The organism is Rhodanobacter sp. Root179 (assembly GCF_001428465.1).
Lineage (GTDB): Bacteria > Pseudomonadota > Gammaproteobacteria > Xanthomonadales > Rhodanobacteraceae > Rhodanobacter.
Genome location: NZ_LMHR01000084.1, coordinates 47,406 through 66,716, shown reverse-complemented (window position 1 = coordinate 66,716; position 19,311 = coordinate 47,406). Strand labels below are relative to the sequence as shown.

General features: G+C 68.1%; 20 protein-coding genes. 12 read left to right on the top strand and 8 right to left on the bottom strand.

Annotated elements, in window-relative coordinates; translation table 11 throughout:
* Positions 1–196 precede the first annotated feature (196 nt).
* Positions 197–1,387, top strand: coding sequence for a serine hydrolase (locus ASD82_RS12945; RefSeq protein WP_056718236.1), 1,191 nt, complete (start codon positions 197–199; stop codon positions 1,385–1,387).
* A gap of 5 nt (positions 1,388–1,392) precedes the next feature.
* On the opposite strand, the gene ASD82_RS12940 is transcribed toward ASD82_RS12945, so the two are convergent.
* Positions 1,393–2,235 (bottom strand): MnmC family methyltransferase, encoded by an 843-nt coding sequence (locus ASD82_RS12940; RefSeq protein WP_056718235.1) that lies wholly within the window; start codon positions 2,233–2,235, stop codon positions 1,393–1,395.
* A gap of 158 nt (positions 2,236–2,393) precedes the next feature.
* The gene (locus ASD82_RS12935; protein ID WP_056718234.1) at positions 2,394–3,260 is read right to left on the bottom strand and encodes an AraC family transcriptional regulator; all 867 of its coding nucleotides are present in this window, start codon (positions 3,258–3,260) and stop codon (positions 2,394–2,396) included.
* Between the two features lie 145 nt (positions 3,261–3,405).
* Here ASD82_RS12935 and ASD82_RS12930 point away from each other — a divergent pair, with 145 nt between their 5' ends.
* The 3 genes from ASD82_RS12930 (at position 3,406) to ASD82_RS12920 (ending at position 5,906) form a co-directional block, all read left to right on the top strand.
* Positions 3,406–4,383, top strand: a complete 978-nt coding sequence (locus ASD82_RS12930; protein WP_056718233.1) for an alpha/beta hydrolase — start codon at positions 3,406–3,408, stop codon at positions 4,381–4,383.
* 56 nt (positions 4,384–4,439) lie between these two features.
* Positions 4,440–5,438 (top strand): VOC family protein, encoded by a 999-nt coding sequence (locus ASD82_RS12925; RefSeq protein WP_056718232.1) that lies wholly within the window; start codon positions 4,440–4,442, stop codon positions 5,436–5,438.
* Positions 5,439–5,543: 105 nt separating this feature from the next.
* A complete protein-coding gene (locus tag ASD82_RS12920; RefSeq protein WP_056718278.1) occupies positions 5,544–5,906 on the top strand; it encodes a YciI family protein in 363 nt (120 codons plus the stop codon).
* A gap of 78 nt (positions 5,907–5,984) precedes the next feature.
* Here ASD82_RS12920 and ASD82_RS12915 read toward each other — a convergent pair whose 3' ends face one another.
* From ASD82_RS12915 to ASD82_RS12905, 3 genes are all read right to left on the bottom strand, one after another.
* Positions 5,985–6,839, bottom strand: a complete 855-nt coding sequence (locus ASD82_RS12915) for an OmpA family protein (protein WP_056718231.1) — start codon at positions 6,837–6,839, stop codon at positions 5,985–5,987.
* Between the two features lie 77 nt (positions 6,840–6,916).
* Positions 6,917–8,377 (bottom strand): FUSC family protein, encoded by a 1,461-nt coding sequence (locus tag ASD82_RS12910; protein ID WP_056718230.1) that lies wholly within the window; start codon positions 8,375–8,377, stop codon positions 6,917–6,919.
* Positions 8,378–8,435: 58 nt separating this feature from the next.
* Complete coding sequence (locus tag ASD82_RS12905) at positions 8,436–8,834, bottom strand: DUF3224 domain-containing protein (RefSeq protein WP_056718277.1); 399 nt, start codon at positions 8,832–8,834, stop codon at positions 8,436–8,438.
* Positions 8,835–9,024: 190 nt separating this feature from the next.
* On the opposite strand from ASD82_RS12905, the gene ASD82_RS12900 reads away from it, so the two are divergent.
* The 4 genes from ASD82_RS12900 to ASD82_RS12885 all read left to right on the top strand — a co-directional run bounded on the left by ASD82_RS12900 (position 9,025) and on the right by ASD82_RS12885 (position 12,992).
* Positions 9,025–9,840, top strand: a complete 816-nt coding sequence (locus tag ASD82_RS12900; RefSeq protein ID WP_056718229.1) for a helix-turn-helix domain-containing protein — start codon at positions 9,025–9,027, stop codon at positions 9,838–9,840.
* Positions 9,841–10,013: 173 nt separating this feature from the next.
* A complete protein-coding gene (locus tag ASD82_RS12895; RefSeq protein WP_056718228.1) occupies positions 10,014–10,430 on the top strand; it encodes a hypothetical protein in 417 nt (138 codons plus the stop codon).
* Between the two features lie 347 nt (positions 10,431–10,777).
* Positions 10,778–12,157, top strand: a complete 1,380-nt coding sequence (cycA, locus tag ASD82_RS12890) for a D-serine/D-alanine/glycine transporter (protein ID WP_056718227.1) — start codon at positions 10,778–10,780, stop codon at positions 12,155–12,157.
* 13 nt (positions 12,158–12,170) lie between these two features.
* Positions 12,171–12,992 (top strand): alpha/beta hydrolase-fold protein, encoded by an 822-nt coding sequence (locus tag ASD82_RS12885; protein WP_056718226.1) that lies wholly within the window; start codon positions 12,171–12,173, stop codon positions 12,990–12,992.
* A gap of 71 nt (positions 12,993–13,063) precedes the next feature.
* Here the strand turns inward: ASD82_RS12885 and ASD82_RS12880 are convergent, their stop codons facing one another.
* Entirely contained in the window at positions 13,064–13,723 is a 660-nt protein-coding gene (locus ASD82_RS12880) for a glutathione S-transferase family protein (protein WP_056718225.1), read from the bottom strand.
* A 293-nt stretch (positions 13,724–14,016) separates the two neighbouring features.
* On the opposite strand from ASD82_RS12880, the gene ASD82_RS12875 reads away from it, so the two are divergent.
* Positions 14,017–14,256, top strand: a complete 240-nt coding sequence (locus tag ASD82_RS12875; RefSeq protein ID WP_056718224.1) for a hypothetical protein — start codon at positions 14,017–14,019, stop codon at positions 14,254–14,256.
* Between the two features lie 87 nt (positions 14,257–14,343).
* Positions 14,344–15,555 (top strand): 5-demethoxyubiquinol-8 5-hydroxylase UbiM, encoded by a 1,212-nt coding sequence (ubiM, locus tag ASD82_RS12870; protein ID WP_056718223.1) that lies wholly within the window; start codon positions 14,344–14,346, stop codon positions 15,553–15,555.
* 85 nt (positions 15,556–15,640) lie between these two features.
* On the opposite strand, the gene ASD82_RS12865 is transcribed toward ubiM, so the two are convergent.
* Together ASD82_RS12865 and ASD82_RS12860 are read right to left on the bottom strand one after the other, a co-directional pair.
* Positions 15,641–16,057, bottom strand: a complete 417-nt coding sequence (locus ASD82_RS12865) for an OsmC family protein (RefSeq protein ID WP_056718222.1) — start codon at positions 16,055–16,057, stop codon at positions 15,641–15,643.
* A gap of 44 nt (positions 16,058–16,101) precedes the next feature.
* Complete coding sequence (locus ASD82_RS12860; protein WP_082585341.1) at positions 16,102–17,862, bottom strand: acyl-CoA dehydrogenase family protein; 1,761 nt, start codon at positions 17,860–17,862, stop codon at positions 16,102–16,104.
* Between the two features lie 131 nt (positions 17,863–17,993).
* Between ASD82_RS12860 and ASD82_RS12855 the strand changes: the two genes are divergently transcribed.
* On the top strand, positions 17,994–18,758 hold the full coding sequence (locus tag ASD82_RS12855; protein WP_056718220.1) for a hypothetical protein: 765 nt from the start codon (positions 17,994–17,996) through the stop codon (positions 18,756–18,758).
* Positions 18,759–18,797: 39 nt separating this feature from the next.
* A complete protein-coding gene (locus ASD82_RS12850) occupies positions 18,798–19,064 on the top strand; it encodes a DksA/TraR family C4-type zinc finger protein (RefSeq protein ID WP_056718219.1) in 267 nt (88 codons plus the stop codon).
* Positions 19,065–19,311 lie beyond the last annotated feature (247 nt).

The window sequence follows — 19,311 nt, the reverse complement described above, 5'->3', positions numbered from 1 at the left end:
CTTGCGTCGCCGCCGCGGGGAAACCAGTGACGCGTGTCATGCCCGTCGCCTGCACGCAAGGCGGCCCGCGTGCCGCTGCCATTCGCGGAGGTTCTAGAATGGCCGGGTTTTCGCCCATCGCGACTCATCGCGATGCGGTTTCTCCGCCATCTTTCGGTCCGGTGCGGGCGCCGCTCGCCGGGTCATCAGGAGTGTCATGCGTTCGACTATCTGCCTGCGTCTGCTGTGCCTCGTGTCGTGCTGGGCGGTGGCGTGGCCCTTGCTGGCCAGCGAAACGCCGTCGGTCGGCCAGCAGCGCGAAGACGTGCTGTTCTGGAGCCAGGCCGAACACACGGCGCGCTTTCCGCGCATGTACGAAATCTTCCCCGCCGACCGCGTGGATCACGGCGCGCACGTGCATGCCTTGCCGCAGGGCGCCGCACTGACGCCGCAGTGGAAAGACGGCTCGTCCACGCTGGCCGGCTACATGACGACGCACCACCTGGCCGGCGTGATGGTGCTGCAGCATGGCCGCATCCGCCTGCAGCGCCATGCGCCGGGTTTCGATGACAGCACGCGCTGGACCTCGTTCTCGGTGGCCAAGTCGGTCACCTCGACCCTGCTGGGCATCGCCTTGCGCCGGGGCGACATCCACGGCATGGACGACACGCTGGACACCTACATCCCGCAGCTGCGCGACAGCGCCTATGCCAAGGTCACCGTGGAGCAGCTGCTGACGATGACCTCCGGCGTGCGCTGGAACGAGGATTACGCCGACCCGCATTCCGACGTGGCGCAGATGTATCGCGCCGCCTGCGAGAACGGCCAGGCGCACGTGATCTCGTACCTGGCCAAATTGCCGCGCGCTTATCCGGCCGGCACGCACTGGAACTACAACACCGCCGAGACCGACCTGCTCGGCATCCTGGTCCAGCGCGCCACGAAGCAGTCGCTGGCGGCGTATCTGTCGCAGGCGATCTGGAAGCCCTACGGCATGGCGTCCGACGCGTACTGGCTGAAGGACGAATGCGACGGCAGCGACACCGGCGGCAGCGGCTTGTCCGCCACGCTGGCCGACTACGCCCGGATCGGCCAGTTCATGCTCGATGGCGGCAAGATCGGCGGCCAGCCGGTGATCGCCGAGGCGTGGATGCACGGCGCCATGCGCAAGCAGCAGGACGTGGACAGCCCCGGCCATGGCTACGGCTACCTGTGGTGGACCGACACCGACGGCAGCTACGCGGCGATCGGCATCTACGGCCAGATGGTCTACGTCGATCCGGCACGCCAGCTGGTCATCGTGCAGGTCGGCGCGTGGCCGCAGGCGACCTCGAAGGAGCTGGTCGCCGCGCGTCGCGACTTCGTCGACGCGGTGAAGCGCGCCGTCGACGGCGGACCGACCCGCTGACGCTTCTAACGCCGCGTGGCCAGCACGCCGTCCAGCGCGAGCTCGGCCCTGAAGCCGGCTTTGTCCAGCCGCTTCTGCACTTCGCGGGGCACGTCGCGGCCGCTGGTCAGCTTGTTCGGGCTGCCGGTGTAATGGAACAGCCGCCCGCCACGGCGCAGCACGCGCGCCAGCTGGTCGTAGAACGCCTGCGAATACAGCTCGCCGGCGATGCCGAAGCGCGGCGGATCGTGCAGCAGCGCATCCACCGAGGCGTCGGCGATCTGCGTGATCGCCTGCGCCACGTCGGCATGGGTCAGTTGCAGACGGCCGCCGCTGGCGGGCGACTGCGGATCGGGCGACCACGGGTTCAGCGTGCGCAGCCACAGCACGTCGGCGTTCTTCTCGAACGAGTGGATGCGCGCCACGCCCGCTTCCAGGCAGCACGCGGCGAAATAGCCCAGCCCGCCGCAGGTATCCAGCACCACCTTGCCGCGCGGTTCGACCAGGGCCACCTTGCGCCGGGCGTCGTCGAACGGTGATTCCTTCGACGTCGGCAGCATCTTGATGCCGTCGATCTCGAAGGTCGGTGCGCCCCATTCGGTGGGCACCAGCTTGATCAGCGAGTTGGCGTAGCGCGCCACCGGGGCGAAGTCGTCGCCGTCCCAGTGATAAATCGTGCGGTCCTTCAGCCGCTCCGGATACGGATAACGCAGGCCGCCGCGTTGCCAGGCCTCGGGCTCCAGCGCGACCGCCTCGCTGCTGACGCCAAGGTCCAGCGAACCCGCCCATTCACCGGCGCCGGCAGCGCGTGCCGCCAGCAGGGCTTCGGCGGTGGAGCGCGTGAGCAGGGGGCCGGAATAGTGCGACACGGTGGGCGATCTCCTTGGGCGACGACAGCGCGCGGAACGGGGCGAAGGGGCGGCATCGTAACCCGGCGGCGAACGCGGCGCCCGTCTGAACCCCGCGGGCTGCGGCGTATCACTGGCCGGCAGCACGCCCGAACTCGCTCAGATGAAGCAGTCACCTTTCAGCGAGACGAAGCGGCGATCTGCGAAGGGCTCATGCCCAGCAGGCGGCGCATGCAGCGGGCCATGTGGCCGGGATGGGCGAAGCCGGCTTCCAGCGCGATGTCGGTCAGGCTGGCGCGGCCTTCGAGCAGTCGCGTCCGCGCGCGCTCCACGCGCCGCTCCAGCACGAAGCGATGGGCCGGCATGCCCACGGCCTGCCGGAACAGCGGCTTGAAATGCGACAGGCTGAAGCCCGCCACGCTGGCAAGCTCGGCGAGCGTGAGGTCCTGGTCGAGATTCGCCTCGATGTACTCGAGCACGTGGCGCAGCCGCCACGCCGGCAGCGCGCGACCCGGGGATGGAGCCGGCCTGCGCGATTGCAGGGCGAGCAGACGCGCGGCCAGCGCCGCGGCGAGGCTGTCGGCGAACAGGCGGCCGCCCGGATGGGCGTCCTGATCCTCGGCCTGCATCATCCAGCCGATCCGTTCGACCTGGGGATCGCGGATGTGGATCGACGGCGCCAGCCCGGCGTCCTGCGATGCCAGCCCCATCGCGTCAGCGGTATCCCCCAGCAGTGCCGGGGTCAGCCGCAACAGCAGCGAGCGCGCGGGCCGCGTCAGCGTCCAGCGCGTGCTCGAACCGGCGGGGACGACGCAGAACTGGCCATGGATGCGCGTGCCGCGCCGTTCGTACCGGCCCATGCGGTAACTGACCGGCACCGGATCGCCCAGATGCAGGCAGAGCACGTGGCGATCGTCCAACGGCGAATCGAACCGGCCCGACGGCACCGGCGAGGTGAGCACGTCAAGCAGCGGCATGCGGTTCGGGCTGCTGCCCGACAGCAGCGGTGCCGGTGGCGCGGGATAGCAGGCGGGGCGATCGCTCATTGCTTCATCCTCGCGACGGCGCGGGGTTGTGCACAAGTGCCGAAAATCATCCTTCCGTGTCCGCCAGCGTCCGTTTGTGCGCGCCCGATCCGCGGCTAGGCGTCAGCATGTCCCCGGTGCAGCAGCACATGGCAAGGAGATCGAAATGAAGCGCAGGCAATTCCTGCAGTTGACCGGGGCGGCGTTGGCCGGCGGTGTCGCCGGCGTGTGCATGGCGCGGACGGACATCGCCCGGCTCGCCACAGCCGTGGCGATGCCGCCGACCGACGCGGCCACATTCGGCAGGGCGCGGCGTTTCGCCGAACTGCCCTGTGGCCGGATCGCCTACGTCGAGCGTGGCGCGGGCGAGGCGGCGCTGTTCCTGCACGGCGCGCCGTTGAACGGCTTTCAATGGCGCGGCGCGCTCGATCGGCTGTCCGCCCATCGGCGCTGCATCGCGCCGGACTTCATGGGGCTGGGCTATTCGCAGGTTCCCGCGGGGCAGTCGCTGGCGGCCGATGCCCAGGCCGGCATGCTCGCCGCGCTGCTCGATGCGCTGGCGGTCGGCAAGGTCGACATCGTCGCCAGCGACAGCGGCGGCGCGGTGGCCCAGCTGTTCCTGGTTCGCCATCCCGGGCGCGTGCGCAGCCTGCTGCTGACGAACTGCGACGTCGAACCGGACAGTCCGCCGGCCGGGGTGATGCCGGTGATCGGGATGGCGCGCGCGGGCACGCTGGCCGAGGCCACGGCCCGATGGCTCACCGACAAGGCGCTGGCGCGCTCGACGTTCGGCGCGGCCGTCTATCGTGATCCGGCCCGCCTTGCCGACGAGACCATCGAGTATTACGTCACGCCGCTGGTGAGTTCGCCGCTGCGCCGGGCGCAGTACGAGGCGTTCCACATCGCGCTGGCGCCCAATCCGCTGGCCGGCATCGAGGCCGCGCTCAGGCGCAGCGCGGTACCGGTGCGCATCGTCTGGGGCGCCGCCGACCAGGTCTTCGCGCTGGCGGATGCCGAGTATCTGGACCACACCTTTCCGCAGTCGCGCGGCGTTCGCCGCGTGCCGGGCGCAAAGCTGTTCTTTCCCGAAGAGTTCCCCGACCTCGTCGCCGAAGAGGCGCGGCGCCTGTGGGGTATCGGCTGATGGAAAGCCCTCCCGTTTCCTGCCCGTCCCGCCCAAACCGATGGAGTCTGCGTACCGTGCGATCGATCATCCTGTTGTCCGCCTTGATGTCCGGCCTGTGCCTGGGCCAGCCTGCCGCCGCCGCGCCATCACGCGATGACGCCAGCAGCATCGACCACGTTCTGCTGTGGGGGCGCAGCATCGACCAGGTCAGCGCGGTGATGACCGTCAAGCTGGGTTTCCAGGTCCGCCCGGGGCGCAATCCCGACGGCGTGGCCAATCGCTATGTGCGGATGTCCGACGGAAGCTATGTCGAGCTGGAGGGCATCACCCGGCCGGATGCGCGGATGGACCCGGGCATGCGCACGGATCAGGTCGCGCTGCGTGGTGGCCCGGGCGCCCGCACCTTCGGCTTGCGTTCGTCGACGCTCGATCGGGAGCGCGTGTCGCTGCGCCAGCGCGGCTTCGCCCCGACGGAGATTTTCTCGGCAGCGCCGAATGATCCCGACGGCGACGGGCCCTCGGCGCCACCGCGCTGGCGGCTGTTCGCATTCGAGCGCCAGCCGCTTTCGAGCAACCTGTTCTTCATCGACTACGCCGCAGGCAGACCCACGCCGACCCGCGTCGCCGACGCGCGGAGCGCGCGCGTGCATCCCAATGGCGCGCGCGGGCTGTCCGCGATCTGGCTGCTTTCGTCGAACGCCGAGGCGGACCGGCAGCAACTGGCCGCGATGGGTTTTGCCGGCGCCACGCCGGTGAGCGTGGCCCAGGTGGGCGCGCGCGGGTATTGCGTGCCGATCCATCGCAAACGCGTTCTGGTGTTGCAGCCGGATGGCGCGGGGATCGCTGCCGACGCGCTGCGCAGCGGTGGGCCGCAAGTGCTCGGGATCAGCGTGGCCGTGGCGGACATCGCGAGCGCAAGGCGGCAGGTCGAACGCGGATACGAAAAGCCGCTGGCTGGTTATCGCGGCCTGCTGGGGCCATCCTTCCTGGCGCCGACGCGGGAGGATCTCGGGCTGCTGGTCGAATTCCACGCCGGGTCCGGCGTTGCCGCAACCTCGCCCTGCAGCGGCTGATGCCGCGGGAGCATGGCCGTCCTGTCGATCCGGCCACGCTTCGTTCGTCGCCATGGCAGGAGCGCGGTTTGCCGCGCGACCGCAGCCTTCCCACAGGAGATGACGATGCGATTCCTTTCGATGATCCGGATCAACGAGAACAGCGGGCAGCGGCCCAGCGAGCAGCTGATGGCCGACATGGGCAAGCTGATGGCGGAAATGACCGCAGCCGGCAGCCTGCTGGACACGGCAGGCCTGCGGCCCACGGCGGAAGGCGTGCGCGTGCGCCTGTCGCAGGGCCGGCAGACCACCACGGACGGCCCGTTCGCCGAAACCAAGGAAGTGATCGGAGGCTACGCGATGCTGCAGGCCGATTCGATGGAGCAGGCGCTGGCGCTGACCCGGCGCTTCCTCGACGTGCACGGCAGCGATTGGGAAATCGAGTGCGAAGTGCGCCAGGTCGACGAGGACTGCTCACCGCAGCGATGAGCCGGTGCGGCCGCCGGGGACCCGCGGTGGCCAGGGATCGCCGGGCCGGCTCAGGCCCGGTCGATCTTGTCCCCCTGATCAGTCCGCCTTGACCAGTTCCACGCGGCGATTCTTCGCCCGTCCTTCCTCGCTGCGGTTGTCGGCCACGGGGCGCTCCTGGCCGAAGCCGGCGGCGCCGAGTCGCTCGGCTGGCACGCCGGCCTGCACGATGGCGTCCATCACGCTGTTCGCGCGGGCGTCGGACAGCGCCTTGTTGGAGGCGGCGTCGCCCACGTTGTCGGTATGGCCTTCCACACGGAGCTTCAGCGCGGGCGAAGCCTTCATCATCATCGCGACCTGCTGCATGGTGGCCAAGTCGTCGGGTTTCAGCACTGCCTTGCCGGTGTCGAAGTTCACGTGCAGGGTGATGAAGCCGTTCTTGTCGAGTTCGTCGCGCAGCTGGTTGGCGGTCACCGCCTGCGCCATCGCCGCCACTTCGGTGACCACCAGCAGGTAATCCTGGGTGGGCGCGCCGTAGATGTCCGGCACCAGCTTGACCCACACGTCCTTGCCGCCGGTGTGCACCTTCAGCGTGGTCTCGCCGCCATCGCCCTCGCTGGGCAGGCGTTCGTAAACCACCTCGCCGCCGATCTGCCTGATCGCGTTCTGGTAGTTGCGGATGATCTGCAGCGGGCTGGCCTGGGTCTCTGGACTGCCGTAGAAGTAGCGCAGGCTGGTGGTGTCGCCTTCCACGGTTTGCGTGGTGGCGTTGTCGCCCTTGCCGACCTTGAACTCGGTGGCGCTGTAGGCCTTGCTGTATTCGCTGATGTACGAACCCGGATAGCGGGTGAGCAGGGGGTGATCCTTCGAACCGGCGATATCGTCGCCGGCGACTGCAAGCAGGGGCAGGGCAAGGCTGAGCGCGAACATGAAGACACGGACGATCCGATTCATGGCGGGCACCGGCAGTGGCAGGTGGCGGCATGATGCGCCCGATCGGCTGGCCGGGGGAAGCCAGGCGGAGGGCGGTGTCAGGCCGTGTCGGCGTGCTCCGGTCGGCCGTGCCCGGCCTGATCCAGGCAGTCGCGCAATTGCCGCAACGAAGGCAGCAGCTGATCGGGTTCGCGCAGGGCCTTGCGCGCCGCGCCGATGCTTCGGCGCACCTCGACCGGCGGCGCCGTGCCTTGTTCCAGCAGGGCGATGGCCGGGTCGATGCAGGCGTGCAGGGCGTCGATCCAGTCCGCGGGTTGCGCTGCCTCGCCTCGGCGCGCGGCCCATCGGCTGGCCCTGAATGCCGGGGCGATCTGTGCGACCTGCGCCCACGCCGCCAGCACCTCGTCTCGCGTCCGCGGCGGCGTGGCCGGGTCGAAGGCGTCGCCGAGCACGGCCAGTGCATCGGCGATGCGCCGGCGCAGCACGTTGCGCGAACGCACCGGGTAGACCAGCCAGGCGGCGGCCACGCCGATCACCGCGCCGATCACGATTTCCTGCAGGCGCAGCCCCAGGTCATGGGTGGCGGAGCGGCCTTCGAAACCCTGCAGCAAGGCCAGCGCCAGGGTGACGAACAGCGCCCACCAGGCGTAGCCGAGCGGACGCAGCCAGATGCCGAAGAACACCGCGGCGAGGATCAGCGCGACGGTGGCGCCATCGTGGCTGCCCAGGTGCACGCTGAAGCCCAGCGCCAGCACGGTGCCGAACGCGGCGCCGAGCACGCGCAGCACGCTCTTGTACGCCACATCCAGCCGTCCGCGGTTGCCGCTGTTGACGATGAAGGCGGTCAGCACGATCCACGCCCAGCGCTGCGCGAAAAAGGTGTAGCCGACGACGAACGACAGCGCCAGCGCCACGGCCGTCTGGATGGCCATGCGCGTGCTCGCGATCGGCCGCAGCGAGCTCTCATGCGTGGGTGCAACGGCGATTCCGGTGGTGGCTGCCTGCGCGGGCGGCAGCACGCGCAGCCGCCGCGCCAGCGCGTGGAAGGCCGCCACCCAGCCCAGCGCCAGCAGCGCCACGACGATCGGCACCAGCGCCGCCATCAGCGGTCCCAGTCGCTGGCTCGGTACATGCGGCGTGGTCAGGATCACCACGAACGGCAGCGCGATCAGCGAGCCGGCGCGGCGCGTCATCGGGCCAAACCGGCGCAGCCAGATCGACGCGAACATGCCGGCCACGAAGACGAGGGCGCCCAGCCACGGCGCATGCAGCAGCAACATGCCCACTGCGGTCGCCAGCAGGCCGACGATCGGCAGTGCCACCGCCGCTTCCAGCCGGCCGCGCAGGTCGCGATCCAGATGGCTGCGCGCGAACGACAGGCACAACACCACGGCCAGCACGGCAGGGCCGGGTTCGGCATCGATCGCCATGGCGCAGCCCAGGGTGGCCAGCATCGCCAGCATGGTCACGACCGCCTCCCTTCCGGCACGACCGAACGCGGAGATGGCGGCATCGAAGGCGATGCGGGCGGTGGTCGGTGTTTGGTCGGCAGGCGTCATCCGGGCATAGGGTAGTCGAGCCGGCGGGCGACGCGGGGGGGCGTCGCGGCGGCGTGGCTCAGTGCGCGGGCAGGGTGTAGCTGAAGTCGTAGTCGTGCCGACCATCGGCGATGGTGATTGTCATGGAGCCGTCGAGGCCAACCAGCTCGCCGGTGCCGGAACCGGGCACCACCACCACGGTCCATTCCCGCGGCGTGCCAGCGACCATCAGGGCGCGGTGCACCAGCGCGAAACTGCCGCTGCGGCCGTGCAGCTTGCCGCTGACGGTCTCCAGCGCCACGTAGGCACCGGACGTGCTGCCGTCGCCGGCGGCCAGCATCTCGCCCTGGCTGGTGGCGTCCAGATCACCGTGGAACTGCTTGTCCAGCGACAGTCGCGCCAGGCCCGAGGCTTTGGCCTGGGGATTGTCGGGCGTCTGCGGGGAAACCTTGACGTCGAAATGGCCGGTGGCGTGCATGGTGACGGGCTCCGTGGGGGTTTGTGCGAGCGCTGCCGCAGGCAGCGAAACGGCGAGGGCAAGCAGGAGTCGTGCGGCGCTTTTCATGGGAGACTCCCGGGTGATGTCACGCCGACAATGAAAGCACGGTTGGGGACGCGATGATTGTAAAAACGCGACAGGCGCGTGCCACCTCTTGCGGAAGACGCGGATGAACGGCGGCGTCGGCAAGGCCCGTGGCGTGCTGCGTCCGGCGCCAGGCGCGCCGTCGACGGGCCTGTTCCACCACGCCCGCATCGCGCCACCGCCGGCGCTGGCCGGCGTGGTGCAGCATTACTGGATCGTGCGCTGGGATCTGCAGGGCGGCCCGCCGCAGCTGCGCGAAACGCTGCCGCACCCGAACGTGCACCTGGCATGCGAGGCTGCCGGCAACCGCATCCATGGCATCCACACCGGCCGCTTCAGCACCGTGCTGGAAGGCTGCGGCGGCGTGTTCGGGGTGAAGTTCCGTCCCGGCGGTTTCCACGGCTTCCTGCGGCAACCGGTATCCGTGTTGCGCAATCGCTCGATCGCGCCGGAACAGGTGTTCGGCACCGTCGCCGCCGAACTGGCGACGATCACGCAGGCGTCGCCGGACGATGAACACATGGTGTCGCTGGCCAGCGACTTCCTGATCACCCGTCTGCCGCCTCCCGATGCCCAGGCGCTGCGCGTGGGCGAGATGGTGGACGCCATCGCCATCGACCGCAGCCTGCGCACCCTCGACGACCTGGCGACCCGCTGGAGCATCACGCCGCGCACCCTGCAACGCCTGTTCAACCAGTACGTTGGCATCGGCCCGAAGTGGGTGATCAACCGCTACCGCATGCACGAAGCACTCGAACGCGTCGACGCGGGCAAGCCGATGGACTGGACGCAACTGGCGCTGGACCTGGGCTACTTCGACCAGGCCCACTTCATCCGCGACTTCAAGGCGCTGGTGGGGTGTTCGCCGGTGGGGTATGCGCGGCGCGGGCAGTCGGGTTGAGGTCGCGTCGGCGCGATGCCAAGGTGTGGTCCTGATTCGACGACGTTGTCGCGCCGTTTGTATCCGGCAACCCTTGTGGCTCGAAGCATGGGGCCGCTTGACCAGGCAATGTTGAAAGCTGACCATCCGATGGCACATGCCCTGATATGGGGCCTACCAGGCGCCAGCCTTCAATGACAGACATTCTTGGCTTCCCGCCTCATATGGCTGCGATGATCGTTGCGGTCGGGGTCACTTACTTCCTCATGTCGTGGGCGCCGGTCTGGTGGTCTGCCCTGGTTGCGTACCGGGGCGGTCGCCTGATGCCGCGTCGTTTCCTGTTCGTGGTCGTCGTTACCTGTTTGTCGTACGGCATTTTTTCTTTCCTGCTTTTTGCTCTTTCCTTCCCGGCCGAGATGTATGCCATGTTCGTGGCACCCCAACTGGATCGACTCGGCTATCCGGCTGGGAGGCCGGTGCTCGCCGTGATTCGCTTCCTGGAACATTACTGGTGGCTTGTATTGCCGCCTCTTCTGTTCGCCACCACCTTTTTCATCACCCGCAAGCTGTCCAGTCGGTGGGAGAAAATTTGCGTGGCGCTTGAGGGCTGACATTTTCCTGGGGAGATTCTCGGTGGCCTTGGGTGCATGGTTTTTCTACAACCAAGTCAGAGTGGCTGCTGTGCTCTCGGGCCTTTGTGCGCTATGGCACTTGTCACAATCAAGTTGGTTTAGTCGGCAAAATCTAACGGCTGTTTCCGGAGTTTGCGGACATTCCGAGCAGGCGTCTCTGGCGCGTTCCATGCTCAGGTCAGGTGGAGAAGCGGCCCAACCTCGCGGAGAGGTATTCAAGGACTTGCCCAAATGGTGAGGGTGCAAGGCAATGCCGGAGCACGCTACATGGCCGCCGCGCCCGCTTTTCTGTATGTTGGCGGCTTCCCAACGCCAAGGCGCGCCGCATGACCGCATCGCTGGAACACCCGGACCATCTTCGGCGCAGCCTTTCCAACCGGCACCTGCAGCTGATCGCCATTGGCGGCGCGATCGGCACCGGCCTGTTCATGGGCTCGGGCAAGACGATCAGCCTGGCCGGGCCGTCGATCCTGCTGGTCTACCTGATCATCGGCGTGATGCTGTTTTTCGTGATGCGGGCGATGGGCGAGCTGCTGCTGTCCAACCTGGAGTACAAGTCGTTCATCGACTTCTCCACCGACCTGCTGGGGCCGTGGGCCGGTTTCTTCTGCGGCTGGACGTACTGGTTCTGCTGGATCATCACCGCGATCGCCGATGTGATCGCGATCGCCGCCTATACGCAGTTCTGGTTTCCCGACCTGGCGCCGTGGATTCCCGCGGTGCTGTGCGTGTTGCTGCTGCTCAGCCTGAACCTGGTCACGGTGAAGCTGTTCGGCGAGATGGAATTCTGGTTCGCGCTGATCAAGATCATCGCGATCTGCGCGCTGATCGCTGCCGGCTTCGCCCTGGTGGCCTGGGGCTTCACCTCGCCGACCGGGCACCAGGCGTCGGTGGCGAACCTGTGGAATGACGGCGGCTTCTTCCCGAAGGGGCTCAGCGGCTTCTTCGCGGGTTTCCAGATCGCGGTGTTCGCCTTCGTCGGCATCGAGCTGGTCGGCACCACGGCGGCCGAGACGGCCGACCCGCAGCGCAACCTGCCCAAGGCGATCAACTCGATCCCGGTGCGCATCATCATTTTCTACGTGCTGGCCCTGGTGGCGATCATGATGGTCACGCCGTGGCGCATGGTGGAGCCGGGCAAGAGCCCGTTCGTGGAACTGTTCGTGCTGGCCGGCATTCCGGCCGCGGCCACCCTGATCAACTTCGTGGTGCTGACCTCGGCCACGTCCTCGGCCAACAGCGGCATCTTCTCGACCAGTCGCATGCTGTACGGCCTGGCCGAGGAGCAGCACGCGCCGAAGACGTTCGCGCGGCTGTCGCGGGCCGCGGTGCCGTCGCTGGGCCTGCTGTTCTCCTGCGTGTGCCTGTTGCTGGGCGCGGCGCTGATCTACCTGATCCCCGACCTGATCACCGCGTTCACCCTGATCACCACCTTGTCCGCGGTGCTGTTCATGTTCGTGTGGTCGCTGATCCTGTTCGCCTACATCGCGTACCGGCGCAAGCGCCCGCAGTTGCATGAAGCGTCGACCTACAAGATGCCCGGTGGCGTGTTCATGTGCTGGGCCTGCCTGGCGTTCTTCGTGTTCGTGCTGGTGCTGCTGAGCCTGCAGCCGGATACCCGCGAGGCGCTGATCGCCAGCCCGGTGTGGTTCGTGCTGCTGGGTATCGGATACGCGTGGAAGGGGCGCAAGGCGCGCGGCGCCTGAGTCCGGTCCTGGCATGAAGCGGCGTTCCACGCGGGGAGTCCTGTTGCTGCTGGGCCTGGTCGTCGCGGGCCACGCCGCTGCCGCGGACGTCGCGATGCCGGCGCATGCATCGTTCACCCTCGATTCGACGGTGCTGCGCGAGGCGAGGCACATCAACGTGTACACGCCGCCGGCTTACCCCACGGCGAAGGACGCCCGTTACCCGGTGCTGTACATGCCCGACGGCGGACTGCAGGAGGATTTCCCGCACGTGGCCGCCGACGTCGACGCGGCGATCCGGGCCGGCGCGATGCGGCCGATGATCGTGGTCGGCATCGAGAACACCGAACGCCGGCGCGACATGACTGGCCCGACCACGGTGACCAGCGACCGCGAGATCGCGCCGCGCGTGGGCGGATCGGCCGCGTTTCGTGCCTTCATCGCGGACGAGCTGATGCCCGAAGTGCAGCGACGCTATCGCACGGACGGCCATCGCGCGATCGTCGGCGAATCGCTGGCCGGGTTGTTCGTGGTCGAGACGTTCTTCGCGCAGCCGAAGCTGTTCGACACCTGGATCGCACTCAGCCCCAGCCTGTGGTGGAACGACATGGCGCTGGCCCGTGGTGCCGCGGCGCGACTGCAGGCGCAGCCATCACTGGCGTCGACCCTGTACGTGGCCAGCGCCGGCGACGATGGCCTGGACGAGAGCGGCGGTGGCCTGCTGCGGGACGCCCTGCGCAAGCACGCGCCGCGCGGACTGCGCTGGTACTACCAGCCGTGGCCGGAACTGAAACACGCCACCATCTATCGCGGCGCGTCGCCCGCGATATTCCGCCAGCTGTTCGCGCCGAAGTAGCGGTTCTCGCTCTGCAGGGCGGGCACGGCCCGCCCTGCGCGTCGACTTCGCTCGCGCAAGCGAGGGTGCGCTCAGTCGCGGTCAGGCGCACCGAGCGGGAAGTACGAGCGGTAAGGGCGTGCCTCTTCCACCGCGCGGGCGAACGAGGGACGCGCCAGCAGGCGCTGCCGATACGCGACGAGGTTTGCGAAGGCGGCGGGGATCGGGTGCGCCCAGTCGGCGTAGAACAGGGCGGGTGCGGCGGCGCAGTCGGCGAGGCTGAAACCGCCGCCGGTGGCCCAGTGCCTGTCGGCGAGTTTGTGGTCGAGCCAGGCATAGGCGGTGTCGAGCATGCGGCGGGCTTCCTCCACGCCGCGGGCATCGCGCTCGGCGGCGGGGCGCAACTGGTCGAACACCATCTTCTGCAGCGGCGTATGCACGTAGTTGTCGAAGAACCGGTCTAGAAAACGCGCTTCCAGCGCGGCTTCGGCATCGTCGGGAATCAACCGCTGCGGACCGGGATGATGCTGGCCCAGGTACTCGATGATGATGCTGGATTCGACCACGTTGCGTTCGCCGTCGCGCAGCAACGGCATGCGCCGCAGCGGCCACCAGGCGGTGAATTCGCGGTCGGTTTCGGCATCGTCCGGGGTGAGCAGGCGCAGCTCGAAGGCGATGTCATTCTCGTACAGCGCGATCAGCACCTTCTGGCAGTAGGACGAGAACGGGTGGGCGTAGAGCTTGAGGGTCATGGTGGAGCACCTGGCTGGGGATACGCGAAGGCGACGAACGAAGGTGGTCGGAATCGACAGGCCATGCTCGACCCTGCTGGCATCGGTACGTCACGGATTGCCCCGGGAAAGGTCGCGCCGAATCAGCGGCTGCGAGGCGTGCCGGATTCGCGCAGGCAACAGTGGCGCCGCCGGTGGAACGGATCGCCGTCTGTCTCGACCGGGCTTGACCGCGATCAAGGAAACGCCGCGGCGGGGCGACCACGATCGACACCGGCGACACCGGCCAGGTGTCGGTGCAGCGAGGAACTTCGATGGAATTTCATATTGCGCTGGTCGACGCGTCCCCCGAGCCCGGCGTGGTGCAGGACGCGCTGTTCGACATCGATCCCACGGCCGTGGTCGACCTGGACATGAGCGGACTGGTGATGCGCATATCGTCCTCGGCCACGGTTACCGACCTGGTCGAGGTGCTGGGGCAGGTCGGCTGGACGGTGGCGCCCGCACAGGTCGCGCAACAGCCGACGATCTGCTGCGGCGGCTGCAGCGGCTGAACCGCATCGACACAAACGTCTCTTGTTGATCGCGCGCCGTTCGCTCGCGCGCGTCGGCGCGCGGGCCTTTTCTCCGGAGTACCTGCCATGTGTTGCGATATCGTGATCATCGGCGCCGGCCCCGCCGGCTTGTGTTTCGCCCGCGCGCTGAAAGGCAGCGGCCTGCGCATCGCGCTGGTGGAGCGCCAGCCCGAAGCCGGCCTGATCGCACCACCGGATGACGGTCGTGAAATCGCGATCACCCACCACTCGCAACGCCTGCTGCGCGAGCTGGGCCTGTGGGCGCGCCTGCGCGAGGAGGAGATCGGCACGCTGCGCGACGCGATGGTGCTCGACGGCGACGACCGCGAGGGGCTGATGTTCCGCCACGACGAGGCGGGCAAGTCGCAGCTGGGCTGGCTGCTGTCCAACCACGCGATCCGGCGCGCCGCGTACGCCGGGGTGATGGAGTTGCCGGAGGTGGAACGCATCACCGGCGTCCAGGTGAGCACGGTGCGCACGGGTCGCGACGGCGCCGAGGTCGAGCTGGCCGATGGCCAGACGCTGCGTACGCAGCTGGTGGTGGCGGCGGACAGCCGCTTCTCCGACACGCGCCGGGCCATGGGCATCGGCGCCGACCTGCATGATTTCGGCAAGACCATGCTGGTGCTGCGCATGCGCCACGAGATGCCGCACGAACAGGTGGCGTGGGAATGGTTCGGCCACGGCCAGACCCTGGCCCTGCTGCCGCTGCACGATTCGCACACCTCATCCGTGGTGCTGACCCTGTCGCCGCCGGCGATGCGCGAGATGCTGGCGCTGGACGACGCGGCGCTGGAACAGGCCATGGCCGAACGTTTCGAGCAGCGCCTGGGCGCGATGCGCGTGGCCGGCCCGCGCTGCGCCTATCCGCTGGTCGGGGTGTATGCGCAGCGCTTCATGGCCGAGCGCTTCGCGCTGATCGGCGACGCCGCGGTGGGCATGCATCCGCTCACCGCGCACGGCTTCAATTTCGGCCTGCTGGGACAGGACACGCTGGCGGGCGAAATGCGCGCCGCGATGGCCGTGGGCCGGCCGTTCTGGGAGGCATCGGTACTGCAGCACTATGAGCGCCGGCATCGCCTGGCCACCCGGCCGCTGTATCTGGCCACCCGGATGCTGGCCGGCCTGTACACCGACGACCGCCGCCCGGCGCGGGTGTTGCGCAAGCTGGCATTGGGCGCGGGCGCGCGACTGGGGCCGTTCAAGCGCCTGGTGATGTCGGGGCTCACCGCCGAGTCGGCCGGCGTCCCCGCCTTGTTGCGCCGGCGCTCGACCTGAGAGTTGTGACTTTTCAACCTCGAAGCAACAGAAGAAAACCACAGGCAGTGGCTTTCCTCACCGGCCATGGCCGGAGCCGGCCTGCTCAGGCGGGGTAGCTGGCCAGGCTGCTGGCGATGCGCACTTCGCCGGTCAGCACCTTGTGGATCGGGCAGGCGTTGGCGATCTGCAGCAGGCGTTCGCGCTGCTCGTCGGTGAGGTCGCCCTGCAGGGTGATCACGCGGGTGATGTCGTTGCCGCTGGCCGGCGTGCCTTCGGGATTGAACTGCAGGTCCACGCCGACCCGGCGCAGCGGCCATTGCTTGCGCGCGGCATACATCTGCAGGGTGATCGCGGTGCATGCGCCCAGCGCCGACAGCAGCAGGCGGTGCGGCGCCGGCCCGGCATTTGCACCGCCATCCTCGACCGGTTCGTCGGCCAGCCAGGCATTGCCCTGGTCATCGGTGAAACTCACCGTGTACGGCGTTTGCCCGGTGACGGCGTGGACGGAGTAGATGGTCATCGGCATGGTTCCTGCGGCAGGGAAGGCAAGCTTGGCGGGCGCACTCAGATCACGTCCCACATGTAGCCATCGTTGGCCAGCACGGCGCCGGCCAGTTGCTCCACGGCGGCGTCCTCGTTGCGCTCCAGCCCGCGCACGTTGCGCGACATCCGTCGGCGCGCCTGCCTGGCGAACATCTCGGCGATGCTGACGGCCTGCGCCGCGGCGGGATGCGATTTCTTTTCCAGGCTGTCGGCACGCGACAGCACGCACAGGCCCACGAACAGGTCGATCGCGATGTCGGCCAGGCGTTTCTGTGCATGCTGCATGTCGGTGGCTTTCTTGCCGAAGCGACGCAGCAACTGGTCGGACGATCTGGACAACTCGACGGTGTATTTCTCGTACATGCCGGCGACCTTGCGCAGCCGCGGCGACAGCTCGTGGGTGATGCGGTCGATGCCGTAGCCGGTGGCCTCGCGCATGCGCCGGCCGGTATAGCTGCCGAGCACGCCGAAGCCCTTGATCGGGTCGTTGAAGATCTCGCCCACGGCGGATTTCAGCTCGCTCAGCCCGGTGCCCACGTCCTTCAGCCCGGACAGCGCGATGTACAGGTGCAGGATCTCGTTGGTGCCTTCGAAGATCGACAGGATGCGCGTGTCGCGGGTGATCTGCTCGTACGGGAACTCGCGCATGAAGCCGTTGCCGGCGGCGATCTGCAGCGCTTCGTAGGACGCGCGCTGCACCGCTTCGCTGGCGAACACCTTGCTCATCGCCGCCTCGACCGAATAGTCGCTGCCGCCAGCGTCGATCAGGTGCGCCACCATCCACACCGCGCTTTCGGCGGCGAAGCAGTCCATCGTCATCTGGGCGATCTTCTCGCGCACCAGGCCGAACTCGGCGATCGGCTGGCCGAACTGCTTGCGCTCCTTGGCCTGGGCGCAGGCCAGGCGGATCAGCGAGCGCATGCCGCCCACCGCGCCGCCACCCAGGCCGGTGCGGCCCGAGTTGAGAATGCTCATGGCCACCTTGAAGCCCTTGCCGACCGGGCCCAGCACGTTCTGCGCCGGCACCTGCACGTCGGCGAACGCCACCGTGGTGGTGCTTGATGCGCGGATGCCCATCTTGTCCTCGTGCGGACCGTGGCTGACGCCGGGCCACGCCGCTTCGACGATGAAGGCGGTGATCTTGCCCTCGGGCGTGTCGGTGCGGGCGAACACGGTATAGAAGTCCGCGATGCCGCCGTTGGTGATCCAGATCTTCTCGCCCGAGAGCGTCCAGCTGCCGTCGTCGTTGCGCACGGCCTTGGTGCGGATCGAAGCGGCGTCGGAACCGGCGCCGGATTCGGTGAGGCAGAACGCGGCGATCATCTCGCCGGTGGCCAGCTTCGGCAGGTAGCGCTGCTTCTGTTCGTCGCTGCCGAACAGCAGCAAGCCCTTCATGCCGATCGAGCTGTGCGCGCCGATGGTCAGCGAGACCGAACTGTCGTGGCTGGAGGTCTGGCCCAGCACCCGGGCATAGGCGCCGTTGGAAAGCTCCAGTCCGCCGAACTCCTCGGGAATGATCAGGCCGAACAGGCCCATCTCGCGCAGCGCCTGGATGAATTCGGCCGGCTGCTCGGCGTCGCGGTCGTACTGTTTCAGCTCGGCGGTCTTGTCGGCGAGGAACTGGTCGATCGCGTCGGTCATCGCGCCCAGCATTTCCCGGTCGCGGACGCGGATTTCCGGATACGGGAACAGGTTCTCTTCGAGGATATTGCCCAGGAACAGCTGCTTGGCGACGCTGTGCTCGCTGCGCAAGGCGGGGGTGGCGGGCAAGGGCGTGTTCACGGCGTTCTCCGGACGGGGGCTGAAGCGGCATTCTGGCACCTGTGGCGTGCCTGGCCATGACGCCAATCGCCGCAGGCCGATCACGCAAGCCGACGGGTTATGCTGGCCGTGCATCTGAACAGGGGAAGTCCATGCATCGTTTCGTCATCTTCGCCGCGCTGGTCGCGGCTTCCATGCTGGCCGGCTGCGCGCCGCACACCGCGGTCAAGCCGGCCAGCACCATCACCTTGAACGTCGATGCCGCGGGCAAGCCGGGGGCCGATGCGGACATGAAGAAAGTGCTGGGCGCCCTGGAGATGATCCAGGCTGGCCGCATCCAGCTGGCCATCGATGGCCCCCTGAACGAGGTGATCGACAAGTACGAGGCGCTCTACAAGGGCAGGGCGGGCACGGTGTTCTGCGCCCGCGGCCTGGGCGATGCGCTGATCTACTCGACCCTGGGCAGCAAGACGGTCAACGGCAAGGCGGATGTACCCGTAGAGGTGATCGGCTCGGCCTGGGCGCTGGCCTACTGGGCGCGTGGCTACGCGTACAGTGAAATGGCCCGCTACGCGGATGCGCGGGCCGAACTGGAAAAGGCGCTGGCCCTGTCGCCGATGGACAGCCAGTACAAGAACGAATTGGCGTTCACCTATCAGCGCAGCGGGGACTGGAACCGGATGCTGGCCCTGTATCAGGAGGCCGAGGGGACTGCGGAGATCAGCGGCACCACCCCGGAGGCGACCACCGAGCTGAAGTGCGTGGCGCTGCGTGGCCAGGGTTATGCCCTGGTCGAGCTGCACCGCCTCGACGAGGCGACCAAGGCCTACCAAGGCTGCTTGAAACTGGTCCCCGGCGAACCCAAGTCTTTGGGGGAACTGGGATATATCCAGAATTTGCGGGCGAAGGCGCACTGAGCTGCCGGCGCCCGCCCTGAAGTCTCGCGGAGGCAAGCCATGGCAACCGGTTGGGCCGGCGACGGCGCCGTCCAGGATCAGATCGATGCCACCGTCAGTGATGCGGTGCAGCGGGCGCGCCAACAGCTGCGACAAGGCCCGGGGCTGAGTCACTGCGAGGAATGCGAGGCGCCGATTCCCGAGGCGCGGCGCCAGGCCGTGCCTGGCGTGCGCCTGTGCGTGACCTGCCAGCAGGCGCAGGACACGGAACAGCGCAGCAGCGGCCCGTACAATCGCCGGGGCAGCAAGGACAGCCAGTTGCGCTAGCTGCCTGGGTGGTGGCGGGCTACGGCCATCGCGATGGAAGACGCTTGTGCGACTGCCCGGCGCGGGGCAAGCTCCGCAGGCTGCCGGACTGACGATGGGTTGACCTGATTGCAGCCGCCAGTTTGGGTAAGCTTGGCGACAGCGTTCGAAGCGCTGCCGGCGTGACCAGGGGGGACACCATCATTTCCAATCCGTCGAATCCTTGCGGACTTGCAGCTGGCATCAACTATTTTTTTGCCCTGCTGCC